A 19,338-nucleotide genomic window follows, 5' to 3' on the forward strand; every position below is an offset into this window, starting at 1 on the left:
AAAGAATAATAATAAAAGAAATGTATGAAGGATGAACCATTATTCGGGTCATCCTTCATTGTTGTCTTATCATACTAAATATAAAATGGAGACAAACTTACTCCTTCCCCTCACACTTAGGATAAGCACTACAGCCATAAAACTCACCATATTGACCCTGTCGTTTTACCATATATCCTTCACACAAAGGACACCTCTTCGGGTCTTGTAAAACTTCGACATATTTAGTGGTATAGTCACATCCAGGGAAATTTGTACACCCTAAGAATGGGGAGCGACTACCATCTTTTTGTCTGATGATAAGGTGGCCTGATTTGCACCTTGGACAGCTAGGACTGTCCAATACAGTTTTTTCGTTTGTTTCATAAGAGATGTTGTATTGTGTTCTTAGTTCTTTAACGAATGTTGATTGTTTTTGCTCTGGTGCTAGAATATAGGTTGTGTTTTTTGTACGTGTTAAGGCTACATAGAATAATCGTCTTTCTTCTGCAAACCAGTAATTTTCATGATCAGTTAAGACCCAAGAGAGAAGAGGGTCATCAGATAGCTTATTTGGAAATCCGGTGGAACTATTTTGTCCGTTTAAGATAATTACATTTTCAGCTTCAAGCCCCTTAGATCGATGGGCCGTTAAAAAGGTTATTTTTAGATTAGGGTATTTTTGGTACATGACCTGTTTAGTTCCATCATAACGGTTTTCTCGTATCTTGAAAGAGGGCTCTCCCATTAGCCGCTTAATATCAAAGTTATTTCGACCAAGGAGCATCACTGTTGTACTTTCACCAGCTGTTTTAACAATTTCATCAATTGCTTGGTAGAGGGAGTCGACTATATCTCGCTTGTACCCAATTATGCGTATAGGCTCACCTATGCTTTTATCTGATGTTAAACTCTTCTTAAATTGAGAAGGATTCTTCATAACGAAGTTACCTGCAAGATTAATTAGTTCCTGGGAATTACGGTACGTTTTTTCGATTTTAAGAAGTTCATACTGACCGAAGTTTTCACCAAACTTTGTGAACAACTGGATGTCACTTCCAGCAAATCGATAGATTGACTGCCAATCATCCCCGACACACATAATCTTAGCCTTCGTCCTTTCGTGAATCGCCTTAATTAATAAAAAGCGACTTTTTGAAATATCTTGATATTCGTCAATGATGATATATTTATAAGGAAACGACATCTTTTGCTCTTTCACTAGCGCTGTTGCATCATTAATCATATCGTGAAAATCAACGAGCTTATGTTCCTTTAAATATTCCTGATAAAATAGATAAATTGGTTTTACAATCTGAAAGAAAAGACTAGCTCTTTTTTCCAAAAAAGGCTGACGCAACTCTTTTGTCTCGGTTTCGAACTTTTTAAACGCTAACTCATCGAATCCATTAGATTTGAATAAATTTAAAAATGTTGCAATCAATTTCTTAAATTCAGTAAAGTAGTGATCATTCGTCTGATCATAGATTGAAGTAAATAACTCATAGTAATTAATTTTCTTAAATTTTACTGAATGCTTTTTTAACTGATCCTCTAATTTTTCTAACAAAACGCCCTGTTTGTTATAGTAAGAATACGTCTCAAGTAAAGTCGTCCCGTACTTTTTGTGTGTTTCTCTTTTCCAACTGATGCCTTTAACATACTTTTCTTCCTCAAACTTAGAAAGCCATGGAGCCTTGAACTTCTCATTAATACCAAAGTGCTCAAGATACAAGTCATATTCAGGTAAATAAAAATCAGGGCGATATTGACGATATTCTTGATTTTCTACATGAAAAGGGTAGGGCTGCTCATATTGATAGGCAATTCCATTTAAAAATAGGAAATTTGCTATCATGAATTCCTCCATACTTTTCACCGTTTCACCACTATAAGTTGTATACTGCTCCTTTAGCTGATTCGTTTGTTTCGTAAAGTAACGGTCCATTTTTTCTTTTTTTCCTTTAAGTGTTTCAAAATCAACATTACGATAATGCTCATGATACTCACCCAAATCATCAAACTCATCCATATCCTTAGGGATGTTCAAATAATAGCCGAAGAAGATCATTAGCTTTTGGATCAATGACTTGTGATGATAAATTTCTTTATGAAAATATTCATCAAGTATACTAGTCATACTTTGTAGTACATCCGGCTTATCCTTTCTGTTTTTAGAAAGAATGTCAAGACCTAATTTATGAAACGTATGGACGGTCACATTTAAACCAAGTCTTTTAGAAATTCTTTCATGCATTTCATCTGCTGCTTTTTTTGTAAAAGATAGGAGCAAGATCTCCTCAGGCATCACTTGCTTTGTTTCAACTAAATATTTCACCTTTCCTGAAATCGTTAGTGTTTTTCCACTACCAGCTCCCGCAAGCACCAAATTGTGATCCTCATCCGTTACGATCGCTGTGCGCTGCTGTTGATCAAGTGACTTCCCGTCAATGTTATTAAATAATTTATCATATAACGAGAGCTCTTTTTTAACAAATATATCGTTCCATTTTTTTACAGAATCATCAAGGGTTTCATAATAATGAAGAAAGCCTTTTATGTCGGTACTTAGGTGAGTGTCTTGTTTTACCGGTTCAAGAAATTCATATATTGCTTTATAGGTTGATCTAATATTTGCGGTCTTAGAGGCAGTGAAATATCCTTTTCGATAAGTCACAACCTGTTTTTTAAAAGATTCAATTGAGTTTTTTACTGTTTTCATTTGTAAATGATTGCTTTCTTGTATAGCAGGTAAGCTTTGTAAAATAGTTTGTGTCTTTTTCTGCATATGAAGAACCATTTCTTCCAGTCTTGCCAAGTCCTTCTCGAACAATGATTGGTGTGTAACTACTTTTCTAACTAAAGGGAAATTCAAGTCTAAAATTAATGCAATATAGTGCTTTACTACATTGATTTGTTCATTTGTAATAAGAAGTCGTTGAGCAGAGAGGCTTTCAATTTCTTTCTCTAGCTTTCTAAAGATAGCATGGAGTTCAACTACTCTAGCTTCAATTTCTTTGAGTTGCTTTTTGGATTTAGACTTATGAAAATAACGTAATATAGAAGATAACATGTGTAAAATTCCTATCCGATTCTAATATAATAAATTTATCCTAAAAATCATTTTACCATATAAGGAAATAAACGGGAGGGGAAATGATTCTGTTTTAGGTTGAAATACGGATTGAATGAAGATCCTTAGCAAAAGTTTTCGACCTTTTTCTCACACATTTATACGACTTAGTTAGCCGTGAAATTTAAATAAACGACAAAAACATACAAATAACCGAGTTATTTATAGGCTACAAACTGATACAATTTCAACGTAATAGTAAATGAGAAAGAAGGGCAACGAAAATTTTTTTAAACTTTTCCCTGAAAAAATTTGCAATTATAGATTTTATCTGTTATTGTTAAGAAGAATTATTTTTGTTCGGTGAGTAAGGAAAGAATAAGTGTTTAAACTTTTCGCCTTTGATATCTAACTTGAGCAATGATAGTAATAAAACGTGGGTTACCCACACAGGAGGATACAAATTATGCAACAAGGTACAGTAAAATGGTTTAACGCAGAAAAAGGTTTCGGATTCATCGAAGTTGAAGGTGGAGACGACGTATTCGTACATTTCTCAGCTATCCAAGGCGAAGGATTTAAATCTTTAGACGAAGGTCAAAAAGTAACTTTCGACGTTGAGCAAGGTCAACGTGGACCTCAAGCTACAAACGTAAACAAAGCATAATTATGCGAGGACCCTCTAGTAGGGTCCTTTTTATTTTGTCTTGCGTTTTTTCCACAAAAAAAAGAGACTGACAATGCCAGCCTCTGAAAAACATGTAACAGGTATTAAAATGGTTAATCAAATCATACCACATGTTTGTCAAAACACCTAATGAAACTTATACAAAATTTCTTTCCTATTTCATACAGTGACATAAAAGTCCATCAACTGCTAGTTTGTACGTGCTCTAAAAAACAAAAACAGCACCCATCCCCATAAGTGCTGTCCTTCTTTATAGTAAATTTACCCCTTACATATAGTCGTATACAGAATCTTCAAAATAGAGCCAGTGAAAGTATTCAATCTGCGGATCTGACATTTCTGCAATTTGATTTTCATTGAATTTATGTTTGTCTAATAAGTCTCTCACTTTAGATTCTCTAGCTGATTGGCTCATTTGAAATCCTCCTTATTATGTGAGTTTACAAGTGTTATTTACTTTGTAAACGTTTTCTTTTATTTCTTACTCTTATTATATATCTCAATTCGATATAAAACCAATATCATTTTGAGATGATTTGTAAGAAACTAATAGACAAAAGTTCTTAATCAGCTGATCTATAATGAATTGGAAATTTTAACGGGTCTTCTACACTTTATTAGGTAGATATATAAAGAGGGAGAACCTCTTTAATAAAAGACTCTTTTCTTAATTTGAGATAATTTCAAGAATATAGTCATTATCCACACGCACGCAATTCTAGGGAAGAAAAAAATGACCTTTTACCCAAAGGGAGAATTAGGCGCTTAGATTTTTTCAAAAAGAGCAACTATCTATACATCAACCACTATATAGGAGTTTACTTGTAATCAGGTAATTCATATTAAACACGTTTATATAGGGAGATTTACGCAATTTTTCTTTGGAGGTAAAGTGGCAAAGAAATCAGCCGCCCAAATAATTGTCTTTTCGTTACTTGGATACACTACCTCCAATAGCAAATAAAACAGCACTCATCCTGTGACAAGTGCTGTTGTTTTTATAATAATCATCCAATATGAGCTTACATATAATCGTATATAGAATCTTCGAAATAGAGCCAGTGAAAGTATTCAATTTGTGGATCAGACATTTCTGAGATTTGTTGTTCATTAAATTTTTGCTTCGCTAATAAATCTTTCACTTTTGTTTCTCTTGCTAGTTGGCTCATTTTTAATCCTCCTTAAAAGGTGAAACATGCAGGTTCTGTCAACCAGTAAATGTTCCCTTTCTTTCTTACCCTTATTATATATCTCATTTTGAGATGAAACCAATATCATTATTAGATGATTTAGTTAAAATTAATAGATAAAAGAGGTTAAAAGGCAGGAGGAATTAAGTTAGCCGAATAGAGTGTTAGTTTACATCAATCTTTACGAAAAAAACCCTCTAAATTAGGTCTCACTAGTAAAGGGACATGAACTCAAAACGACGAATAAGCTTTCACCGTACTCAATTTCGATGGCTCAAATATCTTTCTGCAGCCATTGCGTCGGCCTTTGTCATATGAACGGTTCCAAATGGGTGCTCTGGTGGAGCATAGATCGCATATAATTTCATCGGAACCTTTCCTGTATTCGTCACATTATGCCAAGTACCTGCTGGAACCATAATTGCATAATCGTCCTTTACTTTTTTCTTGTAGGTAAGCTGATTCTTTCGTTTTCCCATTTCAACGAGTCCTTGACCTTTTTCTAGGCGAATAAACTGGTCGATAGTTGGATGAATTTCAAGACCAATATCATCCCCTGGCTTAATACTCATAAGTGTTACTTGAAGATTATTACCTGTCCAAATAGCTGTACGAAATGTATCGTTTTCTTTTGTCGCTTTATTGATATCCACTACATATGGATTTGACCCATAATCTTTTTTATTCGCACGATTTTCAATTAATTTATGAAGCTGCGTTGCAATTTGTTCCTCACTCGCTCTTTCTGCTAATAGTAGGGGTTGTAACATTGGTTGATTGAGGCTGTCTGAGGAATACCGATATTCTTGAATAGCATCTATTTCAAATTGATAGGCTTTTTGTAAACCTTCAACATATCCCTGAAAAGGTATTTCTTGAACATGGTAAGTTGGCTCATTACCAGTTAAAGAACGATACATTTGACACCAACGAATCAAGGAGGCATTTTTTTCTTCCATTACTTGTAATAGGTCTGCATTTGCTGAGCTAGAAGGTGCTACACGAGCTAATTGATAATAAAGTTCAAGCTTAGATGCCGTTTGATTGAGTTTCGACATGATTACATCTGCTGCGTCCTGATCCGTCCCATTTCTTTGATAGCCAGAAAAATGATTCACATGATACACTTCGATCATTCCCTTCAATAAATTTACAGATTATCATATGCCTATTGGGAAAGAAGGTACATATAATGCCTTTTTTTATTTTGTATTTTCACAAATTTAATCTGCTGAAAAATGTAAGGAAAGGTTGAAAACAATATGCTAAAATAGGAAGGAACTGTAAAGTGAGTATACTCAGACACTTTTAAAAACTGAATTACTATTCAAGTTATGTTTCAACTATCTAGACAACATTCACATATAATACCGATCTATGCTAGAAGGACATGAGCTGCTACCTTACCTAACAGGAGTGATTACAAAATGAATTTTAGAAAAGCAACAATAGCTGATATACAAGAATTAGTAGAATGCCGAAAAAAGCAGCTTATAGACGAAGGGATTGAACCCACCATTCCAATTGATTCAGAGCTCTTTGATTTTTTTCATAATAAATTAAGTGACGGCTCGCTCGTCGAATGGCTTGTTGTAGACCAAGAGATGATTATTGCCTGTGGAGCCGTACTATTCTTTGACTTTCCACCAAGCTATTCAAATAAATCAGGCAAAAAAGCGTATATCGCAAATATGTATACAAGCGAGCCTTATCGGGGGAAAGGCCTTGCAAAACAACTACTATTAAAATTAGTTCATGAAGTAGAACAGGCAGGTGTCTCATCAATCTTTTTAGCCGCATCCGAGATGGGTAAGCCTGTTTATAAAAAATTCGGCTTTCAAGAGAAGGATGATTATTTAGAGTACAACATAACGTAACGTATGGCACAACGAGAATAAAATCACCAGGTGATAGGAAGAAAAATACATATGAAAATCTACAAGCTAAAAAAACCGTTTCGAAACTATAAGAGGGGCACACATTTCTACTTAATTGCCGAGTCAGAATTTATCGGGGTGAAAGAATTTGTGTTTCGTACAAAAGACTTAGTAAGCAGAATTTCAGTAAACGAAAAAGAATTCCTGGACTACTTTGTCTTACTTGGACATGAAAAGAGAGTCGATCCGTTTTAAACTTACTACCTTATTGGGAGAAATGATGATGGAACAAGACATAAAAAGAATGATCGAAAATGATGAATGGATGATGAACGTCTTAAAGGCTGCACAAACACTCAATCTTCCAGATTGGTGGATTTGTGCTGGCTTTGTTTTCTCGAAAATTTGGGATACCTTGCACGGCTTTAACGAGAGAACTCCGCTATCAGATGTTGATGTGATTTACTATGACCCTTTGATTTTAGAAGAAGAGCGTGAAAAAATTTATGAAGAGAAATTATATACGATAATGCCAGATATACCTTGGTCTGTTAAAAATGAAGCACGTATGCATCTGAAAAACAAGATACCTCCATACACATCTTCTGAGGATGCAATCTCAAAATTTCCAGAAACAGCAACTGCATTAGGTGTAAAGCTTGATAATAAAAGGGAGCTAGTATTAACGGCACCATGGGGATTTGAGGATGTAGTCGAGTTTAATGTGAAGCCTACTCCTCACTTTCTGGAAACACAAGAAAGAATGGAATTCTATAAAACAAGGGTTACACTGAAACGTTGGGAATCTGTCTGGAATAAAGTGAAAGTGCTTCACACTTAAAGATTTAAAGAAGGTAGGAACGAGTAAATGCACTCAATAAATTCGACTCATCCATTTTTGGAAAGGAAGCATAGATAATGAGTAAAAAAACTGTTGGAATTCTTATCTTATTCCTTGGTGCTTCATTCATGTGTATAAATGTACTATTCTTTAAACCTTCGGAATTTTATAATGAAATGAAATGAAATGGAGTTCTTATACGATCTTTATTTTTGGTACCTACTTTACTCATTCCAACATATACAAAAAAGCATGATAATCATAGTGATGTGAAAGAGAGATCAGATGAATTATAAAATTGTATTTTTTGACATCGACGGAACACTTACTAGTGAAAAGGATGGTACGAGGGAAATCAATTCAAATATAGCAAAAAGCAAGTAGTTATGCACAAAAAAGGAAGCTCTAAAAACGAATCAACCTAATATCTCGGAAAAACTATATCTAAAGCGTTTCAAACGATAATCGTTCGTTTTTTAAAAAAATGATTGAGTTTGACCGTTTATTATAAGAAGACCTTTCTGTAGAAACAGTTGGATATCAGAATATAAATATAAAATTTTTTCTTTATTCACATTTTTGTAGACATTTTGAATCCAAGCAACTAAAATACAATTAATCATATGTAAATACTCTGAATAATCCATCAAGATTAAGAAGGGAACCGATTAATCCAGCTGTAATTCCGACTATACTCATATGATTAATAAAAATATGGTTGATCGGAGGAAAAATTTTGAGAAGACTTATCATTTTTGCGATTGTCGGTTTTTTTGCTCAATTAATTGATGGGGCACTTGGAATGGCATATGGACTAACTTCCACTTCACTATTATTAGCGTTTGGAGTAGCACCAGCTGTAGCATCTGCTTCCATCCATATGTCTGAAATAGCTACCACCGCTGCATCAGGGATCTCACACTATAAATTTGGGAATGTTGATAAAAAAATGGTGGTAACCTTGATGATTCCAGGTGCCATAAGTGCTTTTATAGGGGCAGCCTTTTTAAGTAGTCTACCAGGAAATCTCATTAAGCCTTATATATCGATCTTTTTACTAATCATGGGAATTTATATATTATGTCGATTTTTATTCAAATGGAATCCAAATCAGGAAAAGACAACTACCTCATCATGGTTTTTACTACCATTAGGATTGATTGCTGGATTTTTCGATGCTGTAGGTGGTGGGGGATGGGGTCCAATAAATACACCAGCCTTATTGTCAAGAAAAGGAGCGATACCAAGTAAAGTCATAGGAACTGTTGATACTAGTGAATTTGCTGTAACGACCGCTGCGACATTAGGGTTCATTCTCTTTTTAGGATGGGAGCAATTTAATTATGTATGGGTAGCTGCGTTCGTTATTGGAGGTGTCATCGCTGCTCCTATAGCAGCCTGGCTCGTACGGATTATTCCAGCTTACCTCTTAGGTGTTGTGGTGGGAGGGTTTATTATTCTAACCAATCTTCATACAGTACTTGGTACTATCGGGGTTTCAACTAATACTAAAATTGCCATCTATATTCTCCTTTTCATTTTTTGGCTTGTTGGAATTACCTTCAGTATCCGAAAGAATAGTAAGTTAAGTAATTTAGTTAAAGAATAAAACGTTAAGAAATTTACTTAACACAAAAGGCTGCCTTTTGTTAACTAAAAGTATACATCAACAAGGCAGCCATATTTCTATTCTTTTAGTCCAATTACTCTAATTCTTTTATAATCCGCAAACCATTTTCCATTCTTATATAAAATTGGTCTCAGCTTCTTCTCGACCTCTGCGACAATGAGTTCTTTTTCATCTTCATTGATTCCATGAAACAAACTGGAGCCAAACATTTTAAGCCAATTTCTCAATCCATTTTCATTTTCCAAAGCTGTAAATCGATCGAAATGTTCAGCATATGTAACTCGAAAGCCTACTTTTTCCATTATTGTCGTATATTCACCTATACTAGGAAAATACCATGGATAGTGATTGTCATTGAAATCTACTCCAAGACGTTCAATTTGACGAATTACTTCATCAGTTATGATACGAACATTTCCTTTACCACCAAATTCTGCAACAAATCTACCACCTTGTTTAAGCGAGCAATAAATTCGATCCAGAGCTAATTCAGGTGCTTTAATCCAGTGAAGAGTAGCATTAGAAAATACGGCATCGAATTCATTTTTGTCCTCTAATTTTAGTGCATCCTTCACGATGAATGGAATATGTGGATACTTTATTTGAGCTTTTGATATCATACTCTTAGACTGATCTACTCCTACAACATTTACTTGTTGCTCACTTAATGTATGAGCTAAATCACCAGTGCCACAACCAAGATCGAGAATCTTTTCCCCTTTTTTAGGTGCTAACAATTCAATTAATTGGTTTCCAAATTCTGATATAAAAGCGTGTTTCTCATCATATAAGGTTGCGTCCCACTTTCCTTGTCTACGACTAGATATCATTTGTCATCCCCCCATAACTCATTATATAGCTTCATGATTAATCAAATAAATGGTTAAATTTTATAAAGGAAGGGTAGGAATGAATAAAAAAGGAACATTCAAATTTCACCTATTAATCAAAAAAAATTGATTTTGTAATTGAGTTTATGCACAACAGCTGATACACTAATTACATCAAATAAAATTGATGTAATCACTTCAATGTCTTTTTCTTTTTTTGTTCTTTAAATCAATTTATCTTGATTTAAAACCAACAGTAAATAGGAGGAACTTTTCATGAAAAACCAACACACACTACCCGTTGCAATTATTGGGGGAGGACCAATAGGGCTAGCTGCCGCTGCTCATCTTACACTAAAAGAAGAACCATTTATTCTTTTTGAAGCAGGGAGTTCAATCGGTTCCAACATCCTTGAATGGGGCCATGTAAGAATGTTTTCAACCTGGAAATATAATCTTGATAAAGCATCAAGACGCTTACTTGAAAAAACAGGCTGGGTAGCTCCTAATGAATCTAGTTTACCCACAGGAAAAGACTTAGTGGAAAAATATCTTCTTCCACTAAGTACTATCACAGAACTGAAAAAGAACATTCTGTTACATGCAAAAGTCGAGGGTATTGCGAAGAAAGGACTCAATAAACTAAAAACTGTAAAAAGAGAAAATTCCCCTTTTGAAATTTATGTAGATGTGAAAGGTGAACAAAAAGTATTCGAAGCAAAGGCAGTAATTGATGCAACAGGGACATGGCAAAGTCCGAATCCATCTTTATCTAATGGAATTTGGACGAAGAAAGAGCAAGAATTAATAGAACAAATTCATTATGGAATACCAGATATTGTTCAAGAAGAAGATCGATATAAAAACAAAACAATAATGGTCGTTGGTAGCGGACATTCCGCCATCAATTCGATCCTATACTTAGCTCAGCTAAAAAAACAATTTCCGCAAACTAAGCTATATTGGGTCTTAAGAAAACAAAAGGTGGATGAAGCCTACGGAGGTCTTGAAACTGATGAATTAGAAGCACGTGGTGAGCTTGGAAAGAAGATGAAAAAATTAGTAGAAACGAATCAACTTACGGTATTAACACCTTTTTCTATACGCGAGCTCAAAAAAGAGGGGGAGAAAATTTCTGTCTCAGGTGAATGGAATTCAAAAGAGGTCGTTCTACATGACATTGATGAGTTAATTGTAAATACAGGATTTAGACCAGATCGTACGTTCCTAGATGAAATCAGAATTGAACTTGATCCAGCCGTTGAAAGTGTGAAATCACTAGCACCGTTAATCGATCCCAATATCCATAGCTGTGGAACAGTAAGACCTCATGGTGAACAAGAGCTTCGCCACCCTGAGAAAAATTTCTATATTGTCGGAATGAAAAGCTACGGAAGAGCCCCCACCTTTTTACTTGCTACAGGATATGAACAGGTTCGATCTATTGTAGATTATTTAACGGGAGATCTAGAAAGCGCAAAGAAAATATTTTTAGACCTTCCTAAAACTGGGGTTTGCAGCTCTGGAATTGAATCAACGCTTAAAAGTACTGGCTGTGAAATAGACGTAATTAATCAAAAGAATAACTCGTGCTGCAAGTGACAAATTATTGGCATTAGAAATAAGTCTATAGGATTTCAGTCATTGTGAAACCCGAACATCTGGTGATATGTATGAATATCTTCCATAATCGTTCGGGTTTTTATATTTGGCTCTTTTCTAAAGCTAGGGTAACTACTTTTCACAAATTGAAGCATGCTAAGATTAAGGAGCAAAACCTTGTTTACTAATTAAAATTTGACCCTCAGTAAAGGAATGGAGTAGGTTTTCATAAACCTTCTTATAGGCATCTGGTGAATACCATTCCTCTATATCTAAATTTTCATACATTGAAGGAATTTTTAAGCTTTTCGTTCTTTTGCCATTTGATCCATCACCCATAAAGTAGTCATCAAGACAAACTCGTGAGGTAACCTCAGCTAATAACTCGCCAAACGATTCTGAACTCGGAAGAACAGGGGCTATAGCAGCTTGAGTAGGTATTTGTGCTTCAGTTAGTACTTTTAATGCTTGTAATCTAGATGAGATAGAGGGTGCTTTTGGTGTGAAAGCTTCTTTCATCTCTTCTATATCAGTTTCAATCGTTACACTAACTCTTATATTTCTTAAAGTAGAAAATAAGTCAATATCTCTCGTCACTAAAGGAGATCTCGTTTGAACAAATAAAAAATCAGGAGGATCTTCACTCATAATCTCTAACAAACTCCTAGTAATCTTTTCTTTCGACTCTATAGGCTGATAGGGATCCGTACTTGAAGACATAAAAATTGAAACCGGACCTTTTGCTTTAGCTCTTTTATATTCTTTCATAAAAAGCTCTTCTGCATTTTTCTTAATATCTACCCATTTTCCCCACTCACCATCTCTGAAGAGGGAGACAGGCATCCTTCTTACATAACAATAGGAGCAAGCAAAAACACAACCAGTATATGGGTTTAAAGAATGAGTATAATGAGATAGATAGCCATTTCCTTTATTTAAAATAGATTTAGGATATTTTGTTAAATATTCAACCTTCATCGTGGGGTCTACACCTCCCAAAACTTACACTAAGACATTTTATCTCTAGATGTTTTCGTCTTCTTTGATAGAATTCCCGTTCTCACTTAGTTCAAAACAAAGAGTGGTTTTATCATCTAATGATAAAACACGGAGCAAAATAGCACATGAGTCAAGTAACTAATGACATGAGAACCTAGAGCCAACTAGGCATTTCAACATATCTAAGCTAGAGTTTCACCCCTTGAACACCTTACCATACACATCTTTACATATGGTATATTAAAAGCCCTTACTATCAGGGTCTCTAAAGATATTAATCTGATATTATTGCTTTGTCATTTCTTTCAAACAGAATGAATCCCCACCATATAATGAAAGAGAGATAACCTATTATTGTAAAAATCGTCCAAGCTGCCCCCTGTTGCAATTGACTAAAAAAATGTTGAACTTCATTCATACCTACTTCTCTACCTATGCTGTTAATCATACTACTAATTGGAACTGTAAAAATTAATACAATGATTAATATAGACAAACGCATTCGTTTCTTGTTCACAACATGGAATACAGCGGTCCCTAATGTCACCAAGAGAAACAGATAATAGGCGGCCCAAAACCAATTAGGTAGTGTCGTCAACATTTTTTCCCTCCTTGATTAAAATGACTTCATATACTCACTATATAACATATTTTAACAAATTACGATCATTCATGTAGTGTAAATTAGGCTGCAACAGTTTAATGGTGATTTGTTGGATGGTAGAAGACGGTCGACTTTACAATAAATGAATGTCTACGAGATGCTCACGGAAATCATCAACTACGTTTAACTGAGACAAAAAATAAAGGAATAAAGTAACATAAAGTGGTTTTTTACATTTCAAAAAAAAGTCGATAATTAGCCTCTATTTAGTTCTCAGTAAAAAAATATGTCAAGGAGTGTGTTAAAATTAGGAAGTGATTTTCTTTATTCGAACATTCCCTAACCATCATTTTTCAGTATAGAAGGTAAAAACTATCTTTCTTCAATCTAGTAAAAATTAATACATAAAACGCCGATATAGGTGATAGCTATCCAATTACAAAAAGGGATAATGATAGCTTACATATAATTGGTAAATGAACAATATCTGGATCCTAATCATCTATTTAATAGCAGGGGGCAAGACATAATGAATGGAAACGAATTTATTTCATTTGATTTAGTGGGCAGTGAATTACAGGAAGATATTTATTCTGAACAAGGTATTTTACTATTAAAAAAAGGAATTACCTTGAATGAAAACCACATTTTATTACTACATAAATACAAGTTTGGTGAAAAGATCCTTATTAAACAGGAGAAAAAGAAAGAAGAGCCTGTTACAGCTGAACAATATCGGGATATGATTACAATAATTAAAGAGACTTTCCAACAAATCATTGCAAAGGAAAAGGTGAACTTTGACAATATCTTACCACCATTTTATCAATTGGTTACTACAGCGTTACAAGATTTAGAAATTATGAAGGTGATTCAACAAACAGGACCAAAGGAAAATTACCTTTATCAGCATAGTCTAAATGTTGGGATACTTTCTGCTATGATTGGAAAAATACTAGGGTATGCAAAAAAAGATTGTTTATTACTTGCAGAAATGGGACTATTTCACGACTTAGGTATGATTCATTATAAAGACATTGTCGAAAAAAACGAAAAGTTAACTGAACAAGAATATCAGTCTGTAAAAGATCATACAAAGCTTGGCTACTTATTATTAAGAAGTCAGAATGAGCTTGATAATCTTGTTGCTGAGGCAGCACTTCTTCATCATGAAAGAATTAACGGAGCAGGCTATCCACGTGGCAAAAAGCTCGACGAAGTTTCTTTATACATTCAAATCATTTCTGTAGCGGATTGTTTTAATGCAATGTGTAATAACCCCTATATGAATCAAAAAGAAGATTTTGAGTGCATGTACGAACTAATTAATGAGGCGGAAGGGAATTCATTAAACCCTGCCGTTGTGATCCCATTTATTCGCTTCTTAATGAGACAACAACTACATAAACAAGTGACATTAAGTGACAGTTCTCTGGCAACTATTGTGTTCATTCATGAAAATGAACCACACCAACCTTTAGTTCAAATAGGTGACGAAGATTATATTGATTTACGTAAACAGAGTACGCTTAAAATCGTAAACATCGAAGAAGAGGTAGCTACTACAACCTAAAGAATTTAATTAGCAAATATCTTCTTTTAGACTGTTTGTTTTTGATTGGCTGTGTTTATCTTGAGTGATGATGGAAGTAAAAGCCTCATGGATCTCCCATGGTTACGGAAATCATCACTAAGTTTACAGAGCCTTTTAATAAGAAGCTTTAAAGAAGATCATTAAGATAAAATCTATCGATCACTATCTAGTTTAAACAGATATCCTAAAATAGCTGCGATAAACCAATCATTCTAAAGTAAGTGAAAATGTATGATTATATATTTAATCCCACTCTGTTTAGCTTCAAAATGTCTACCACCCGCGTCTTATCCTACTCTTTATCATTTTACTCATTATTATTTTGAAAATAATTCAGAAGGTCTCACATTATAGCATAGTTTTTATACGGAGTTGTACGGCGATTTATTTTGTGATTTTTTTGCTCAGTAGTTTTTAGGATAAAAACTAAACATACTTATGCAAGAGAAGTGTGCATTGAAGATAAGAAAAGCAATTACATCAAGATGGGTCCAGGACCGTAAGCGGAAAAAAGCATGTCTGAAACTCTGAAATCACCGTTTACCATACAGATCCTCATGTAAAAAAGAAATTTAAATATTTGGTTATCTTTTTTGAAGGTGGTATAGTGTTTAGGGATAAAATTAATAGGAGATGACAAAGATGGCAAATATTAAATATGAAATCGTCAGGCACATTGGTACTCTGTCTGAAGGCTCAAAAGGATGGAGAAAGGAAGTTAACTTAATCAGCTGGAATGACCGCGAACCAAAATTTGATATTCGTGATTGGGATGTAACTCATGAAAAAATGGGGAAGGGGATTACTTTTTCTAAGGAAGAAATGGTAGAACTAAAAAAATTATTACATCATATAGATGTTTCTTGAATAATTCGTATGTAAAAGCCTTTAAATTACATGATGTTCAAAAGGTGTTAATAGAACGTTACAGCATAAGTATAAGACAGAAGGGCTTGATTATCGTTGAATCAATTAACCGGAAAAAAACGTTTGCAGTTAGGGTTGCTTCTAGGGACATTAGGTCTTTTAGGACCTTTTACCATTGATATGTACTTACCTTCTTTTCCAACGATTGTAGAGGATTATCACACAAATGCTTCACTTGTCCAAATAAGTTTAACCACATGTTTATTAGGATTAGGGATAGGTCAATTAATTATTGGACCTATGAGCGATGTTCAAGGGCGGAGAAAACCTCTTTTAACCTTTTTAATTTTATACTTACTTGCATCCATCACATGTGCTATTGCTCCGAACATTTATACATTTATAGCTTCACGCTTCATTCAAGGGTTCGCAGCTGCAGGAGGAATTGTCATCTCACGCGCTGTGGTTCGAGATGTTTATAGCGGAAAAGAACTAACAAAATTTTTCGCTTTATTAATGCTCGTTGGGAACCTTGGCCCCATTGTTGCCCCATTAGTGGGAGGGGGGATTTTAGCATTTACAAGCTGGTCAGGCGTTTTTCTGGTCCTGTCGATTGTTGGCTTATCATTATTTCTTTTAGTATTTTGGAGACTAGAGGAAACACTACCACAGGATAAACGGATTCCAAGTAATTTCAAACAAGTTCTAAGTAATTTCGGTACTCTAATTAAAGATCGACAATTTGCGGGTTATGCACTCACACAAGGATTTATGATAGCTGGTATCTTTGCCTATGTATCTGGTATTCCATTCGTCTATCAAAATATCTACGGAGTATCACCACAGGCGTTTAGCTTCTTATTTGGCGTTAATGGGCTTGCACTAATTATCGGTACACAATCAGTCGGCCGACTAAATGATTATATCCCTGAAAAAACGTTTCTAAAGATTGGATTGATTCTTTCAAATTCTGCGGGCATTGTCTTACTCATTTCCCTTTTATTTCATGCACCTTTGCTAGCCGTAGCAATACCTATTTTCTTTCTAGTAGCTTCTATAGGTATGATCTCAACAACTTCGTTTGCCTTAGCGATTGAAACACAAGGACATATCGCAGGAAGTGCATCTGCCTTATTAGGGCTATTACCATTCGTTTTAGGTTCCCTAACAGCTCCACTAGTTGGGATTGCAGGGGAAGATAATGCCATTCCAATGGGAATTGTTATATTCTCTGCTAGCTTTTTAGCGTTTTTGTCCTATTTTCTACTAGCACGAAAAACAGAAACGACTATACCCCAAACAAATTAGCAGATAAGCATTCTTTTCGCCTATTCCATCTTTGGAGTAGGTTTTTTTGTTTGATTAATACTTAAATACATGCTGACCAATGACGACCGTTGTTTCTCTTGAATCTAACCAACGACTTGTGGCAATTTTCGGATTATAAAAGAAAAGGGATCCTTTTGTAATATGTCTCATATTCGTTAACGCTGCTTCAACAGCTTTAACAGATTCTTGATCTGCAGCCTTATGAATTTGTCCGTTGGATACAGGTTGAAATTGTCCTTTTTGATAAATTACTTTTTCGATTGTATTTGGAAATTTTGGACTTTCTACACGGTTTAACACAACATCTGCAACAGCAACCTTCCCTTCAAAAGGCTCCGATTGCGCTTCAGCTCGTACAATTCTTGCTAATAAATCAAAATCTGAATCCGAAATATTTGTATTTGATTCGGTCTTTGTTTTCTCAACGGTAGTTGTTTTTACATTCTTTTTCTTCGCTATATGTATTTCTTGTCCCACATAAATAAGGTTTACATTCTTCACTTGAGGATTAGCGTTTGCTAATTCAGATAATGATAAGCCATTTTGTGCAGCAATTTCTGACATCGTATCTCCTTTTTGCACCGTATACGCAAAGGAAGGAACAGCCATAAACAGAGTAACAAGGAAGGTTAGTACAATCGTTAGTTTTTTTATCATCTTGACCTCCTGGTTTAATAATTGTTTTTTGAACTCTTGTCCTATTCCTATGAATGAAAAAAACAGTTTAGTGTTACAGTTACATTACACAGATGTTACAAGAGCAGGAGAACCTAGTATCTTTTTAGATTTTTAGTATATTGTTATATAATAAGCTTCATAATATTGACTAAGTAGATTGCTGTATAAAGCTGCACTTTTAGAAGAAATTATTTTTACATATCAATTTTTTGTTACAAAAAAACCTTAAAATCAAATGGGATAAATTAGCTATTAATAGAAGAGTTGTAATCAGTATGACCAGCTTACATAGGGAAATAAGATTGTTTGAACGACAAAATCCTGTTATATAGGTTGTCAAATCGTGATATGGACTCTGTCCGAACACGTTATGATTTTCCTATTAGTTGCAGGCTGTAAAGGAGAATAGAAAAAATTAATGATAAGGGATGAGGTCTAGTGGAGATAAAAAACTTAGAATTAATAAAAACGTTACGCCATGAATTACATCAACACCCTGAGCTTTCAAATGAAGAAGAATGGACAAAACAGCATGTTATGAATTTTCTTGCTTCACAAACTAAACTCACTCTTGTTGATAAAGGGAAATGGTTCTATGCCATATACCATGCTGGTGAAAATCGGAAAAACATTGCCTTCCGTGCAGATTTTGATGCTTTGCCGATCGACGAAACGATAAATCTTCCTTATGCTTCACAGTTTCCTGGTGTTTCTCACAAATGTGGACACGATGGTCATACAGCTTCTCTTTGTGGACTTGCGCTTGAAGTAGATCAAAAAGGTGCTAAGGAAAATGTTTACTTTCTTTTTCAACACGCAGAAGAGATAGGAGAAGGAGCTGCAGAATGTGTAACGATGCTTGATGAACATGGAATAGATGAGATTTACGCTTATCATAACATGAGTGATATGGAAGAAAATGCTGTATATATAATAGATGGAACAGCGCATTTCGCTTCTAAAGGTATGATTATTACGCTAGAGGGAGAGCCAGCTCATGCCAGTCAGCCTGAAAATGGAAAAAATCCAGCCTATGCTTTTGCACAAATCATTAACTCAATCGGTACTTTCAGCGCACCTGAAAACAATAAGGGAGACGTTGTATGTACAGTCATCCATGTCAATATTGGTGAAAAGGCGTTCGGGATTGCAGCAAGTAAGGGAGAACTTCTTCTAACATTACGTGCATTATATGAGAACGAGCTACAAATCCTACAACAAAATATTAAACAGCTCGCTGAACGTCTAGCTAAAGCATATGGACTTAAGCTTATGATTTCTTATAACGATATGTTTCCTGAGACAGTAAATCATAAAGAAAGCTCTGATAAAATCAGAACAGTTTGCATGAAGAAAAAAATTCCTTTAGTTGAAATGAAGAATGCGTTTAAAGCTTCTGAGGATTTTGGGCATTATGTAAAGAAAACAAAGGGGGCTATTTTTTATATAGGGAACGGGATTGAGTACCCTCAAATTCACACAAAAGAATATGACTTTAATGATCATATCCTTGAGACTTCTGTTGAAATGTTTAAAGGACTCCTCGAATAAGTTGGT

At 34.7% G+C, this 19,338-nt stretch carries 18 protein-coding genes; 10 read left to right on the forward strand and 8 right to left on the reverse strand.

From position 1 onward, the window contains the following. Nucleotides 1-97: 97 nt before the first annotated feature. The gene (locus tag A9C19_RS10010) at nt 98-3,052 is read right to left on the reverse strand and encodes a UvrD-helicase domain-containing protein (RefSeq protein ID WP_072579811.1); all 2,955 of its coding nucleotides are present in this window, start codon (nt 3,050-3,052) and stop codon (nt 98-100) included. Between the two features lie 466 nt (nt 3,053-3,518). Here A9C19_RS10010 and A9C19_RS10015 point away from each other — a divergent pair, with 466 nt between their 5' ends. Beyond that, nucleotides 3,519-3,719, forward strand: coding sequence for a cold-shock protein (locus tag A9C19_RS10015; RefSeq protein ID WP_072579812.1), 201 nt, complete (start codon nt 3,519-3,521; stop codon nt 3,717-3,719). 289 nt (nt 3,720-4,008) lie between these two features. Here A9C19_RS10015 and A9C19_RS21485 read toward each other — a convergent pair whose 3' ends face one another. The 3 genes from A9C19_RS21485 to A9C19_RS10020 form a co-directional block, all read right to left on the reverse strand. Beyond that, a complete protein-coding gene (locus A9C19_RS21485) occupies nt 4,009-4,155 on the reverse strand; it encodes a BH0509 family protein (RefSeq protein ID WP_145925788.1) in 147 nt (48 codons plus the stop codon). Between the two features lie 607 nt (nt 4,156-4,762). Further along, complete coding sequence (locus A9C19_RS21490) at nt 4,763-4,909, reverse strand: BH0509 family protein (protein ID WP_145925789.1); 147 nt, start codon at nt 4,907-4,909, stop codon at nt 4,763-4,765. A gap of 281 nt (nt 4,910-5,190) precedes the next feature. Continuing rightward, nucleotides 5,191-6,057: a cupin domain-containing protein gene (locus A9C19_RS10020; RefSeq protein ID WP_158515083.1), complete on the reverse strand. Its 867-nt coding sequence runs from the start codon at nt 6,055-6,057 to the stop codon at nt 5,191-5,193. A gap of 300 nt (nt 6,058-6,357) precedes the next feature. Between A9C19_RS10020 and A9C19_RS10025 the strand changes: the two genes are divergently transcribed. The 4 genes from A9C19_RS10025 to A9C19_RS10040 all read left to right on the forward strand — a co-directional run bounded on the left by A9C19_RS10025 (nt 6,358) and on the right by A9C19_RS10040 (nt 9,257). After that, entirely contained in the window at nt 6,358-6,807 is a 450-nt protein-coding gene (locus A9C19_RS10025) for a GNAT family N-acetyltransferase (protein WP_072579814.1), read from the forward strand. A 51-nt stretch (nt 6,808-6,858) separates the two neighbouring features. Further along, nucleotides 6,859-7,062: a hypothetical protein gene (locus A9C19_RS10030; RefSeq protein WP_072579815.1), complete on the forward strand. Its 204-nt coding sequence runs from the start codon at nt 6,859-6,861 to the stop codon at nt 7,060-7,062. A 22-nt stretch (nt 7,063-7,084) separates the two neighbouring features. Then, nucleotides 7,085-7,648, forward strand: a complete 564-nt coding sequence (locus tag A9C19_RS10035; protein ID WP_072579816.1) for a nucleotidyltransferase family protein — start codon at nt 7,085-7,087, stop codon at nt 7,646-7,648. Between the two features lie 736 nt (nt 7,649-8,384). Beyond that, a complete protein-coding gene (locus A9C19_RS10040; RefSeq protein ID WP_072579817.1) occupies nt 8,385-9,257 on the forward strand; it encodes a sulfite exporter TauE/SafE family protein in 873 nt (290 codons plus the stop codon). Nucleotides 9,258-9,334: 77 nt separating this feature from the next. On the opposite strand, the gene A9C19_RS10045 is transcribed toward A9C19_RS10040, so the two are convergent. Next, nucleotides 9,335-10,108, reverse strand: coding sequence for a class I SAM-dependent methyltransferase (locus A9C19_RS10045; protein ID WP_072579818.1), 774 nt, complete (start codon nt 10,106-10,108; stop codon nt 9,335-9,337). A 276-nt stretch (nt 10,109-10,384) separates the two neighbouring features. On the opposite strand from A9C19_RS10045, the gene A9C19_RS10050 reads away from it, so the two are divergent. Beyond that, nucleotides 10,385-11,710: an NAD(P)-binding domain-containing protein gene (locus A9C19_RS10050; protein WP_072579819.1), complete on the forward strand. Its 1,326-nt coding sequence runs from the start codon at nt 10,385-10,387 to the stop codon at nt 11,708-11,710. 162 nt (nt 11,711-11,872) lie between these two features. Here A9C19_RS10050 and A9C19_RS10055 read toward each other — a convergent pair whose 3' ends face one another. Next, nucleotides 11,873-12,688 carry an SPL family radical SAM protein gene (locus A9C19_RS10055; protein ID WP_072579820.1) on the reverse strand — a complete coding sequence of 272 codons (816 nt, stop codon included), beginning with the start codon at nt 12,686-12,688 and terminating at the stop codon, nt 11,873-11,875. A gap of 295 nt (nt 12,689-12,983) precedes the next feature. Beyond that, nucleotides 12,984-13,310, reverse strand: coding sequence for a hypothetical protein (locus tag A9C19_RS10060; protein ID WP_072579821.1), 327 nt, complete (start codon nt 13,308-13,310; stop codon nt 12,984-12,986). A gap of 532 nt (nt 13,311-13,842) precedes the next feature. On the opposite strand from A9C19_RS10060, the gene A9C19_RS10065 reads away from it, so the two are divergent. The 3 genes from A9C19_RS10065 (at nt 13,843) to A9C19_RS10075 (ending at nt 17,082) form a co-directional block, all read left to right on the forward strand. Further along, complete coding sequence (locus A9C19_RS10065; RefSeq protein WP_072579822.1) at nt 13,843-14,886, forward strand: HD-GYP domain-containing protein; 1,044 nt, start codon at nt 13,843-13,845, stop codon at nt 14,884-14,886. Nucleotides 14,887-15,549: 663 nt separating this feature from the next. After that, on the forward strand, nt 15,550-15,774 hold the full coding sequence (locus A9C19_RS10070; RefSeq protein ID WP_072579823.1) for a YdbC family protein: 225 nt from the start codon (nt 15,550-15,552) through the stop codon (nt 15,772-15,774). 96 nt (nt 15,775-15,870) lie between these two features. Then, complete coding sequence (locus tag A9C19_RS10075; RefSeq protein ID WP_072579824.1) at nt 15,871-17,082, forward strand: Bcr/CflA family multidrug efflux MFS transporter; 1,212 nt, start codon at nt 15,871-15,873, stop codon at nt 17,080-17,082. Between the two features lie 54 nt (nt 17,083-17,136). On the opposite strand, the gene A9C19_RS10080 is transcribed toward A9C19_RS10075, so the two are convergent. Then, nucleotides 17,137-17,760: a cell wall hydrolase gene (locus A9C19_RS10080; protein ID WP_099092758.1), complete on the reverse strand. Its 624-nt coding sequence runs from the start codon at nt 17,758-17,760 to the stop codon at nt 17,137-17,139. A 459-nt stretch (nt 17,761-18,219) separates the two neighbouring features. On the opposite strand from A9C19_RS10080, the gene A9C19_RS10085 reads away from it, so the two are divergent. After that, entirely contained in the window at nt 18,220-19,332 is a 1,113-nt protein-coding gene (locus A9C19_RS10085; RefSeq protein WP_072579825.1) for a M20 metallopeptidase family protein, read from the forward strand. Nucleotides 19,333-19,338 lie beyond the last annotated feature (6 nt).

The organism is Bacillus weihaiensis (assembly GCF_001889165.1).
GTDB classification, from domain to species: domain Bacteria; phylum Bacillota; class Bacilli; order Bacillales; family Bacillaceae; genus Metabacillus; species Metabacillus weihaiensis.

Coding starts and splice junctions, on each gene's coding strand:
- A9C19_RS10010 (WP_072579811.1), bottom strand. CDS start 3,052: ATGTTATCTTCTATATTACGTTATTTTCATAAGTCTAAATCCAAAAAG.
- A9C19_RS10015 (WP_072579812.1), top strand. CDS start 3,519: ATGCAACAAGGTACAGTAAAATGGTTTAACGCAGAAAAAGGTTTCGGA.
- A9C19_RS21485 (WP_145925788.1), bottom strand. CDS start 4,155: ATGAGCCAATCAGCTAGAGAATCTAAAGTGAGAGACTTATTAGACAAA.
- A9C19_RS21490 (WP_145925789.1), bottom strand. CDS start 4,909: ATGAGCCAACTAGCAAGAGAAACAAAAGTGAAAGATTTATTAGCGAAG.
- A9C19_RS10025 (WP_072579814.1), top strand. CDS start 6,358: ATGAATTTTAGAAAAGCAACAATAGCTGATATACAAGAATTAGTAGAA.
- A9C19_RS10030 (WP_072579815.1), top strand. CDS start 6,859: ATGAAAATCTACAAGCTAAAAAAACCGTTTCGAAACTATAAGAGGGGC.
- A9C19_RS10035 (WP_072579816.1), top strand. CDS start 7,085: ATGATGATGGAACAAGACATAAAAAGAATGATCGAAAATGATGAATGG.
- A9C19_RS10045 (WP_072579818.1), bottom strand. CDS start 10,108: ATGATATCTAGTCGTAGACAAGGAAAGTGGGACGCAACCTTATATGAT.
- A9C19_RS10050 (WP_072579819.1), top strand. CDS start 10,385: ATGAAAAACCAACACACACTACCCGTTGCAATTATTGGGGGAGGACCA.
- A9C19_RS10055 (WP_072579820.1), bottom strand. CDS start 12,688: ATGAAGGTTGAATATTTAACAAAATATCCTAAATCTATTTTAAATAAA.
- A9C19_RS10060 (WP_072579821.1), bottom strand. CDS start 13,310: ATGTTGACGACACTACCTAATTGGTTTTGGGCCGCCTATTATCTGTTT.
- A9C19_RS10065 (WP_072579822.1), top strand. CDS start 13,843: ATGAATGGAAACGAATTTATTTCATTTGATTTAGTGGGCAGTGAATTA.
- A9C19_RS10070 (WP_072579823.1), top strand. CDS start 15,550: ATGGCAAATATTAAATATGAAATCGTCAGGCACATTGGTACTCTGTCT.
- A9C19_RS10080 (WP_099092758.1), bottom strand. CDS start 17,760: ATGATAAAAAAACTAACGATTGTACTAACCTTCCTTGTTACTCTGTTT.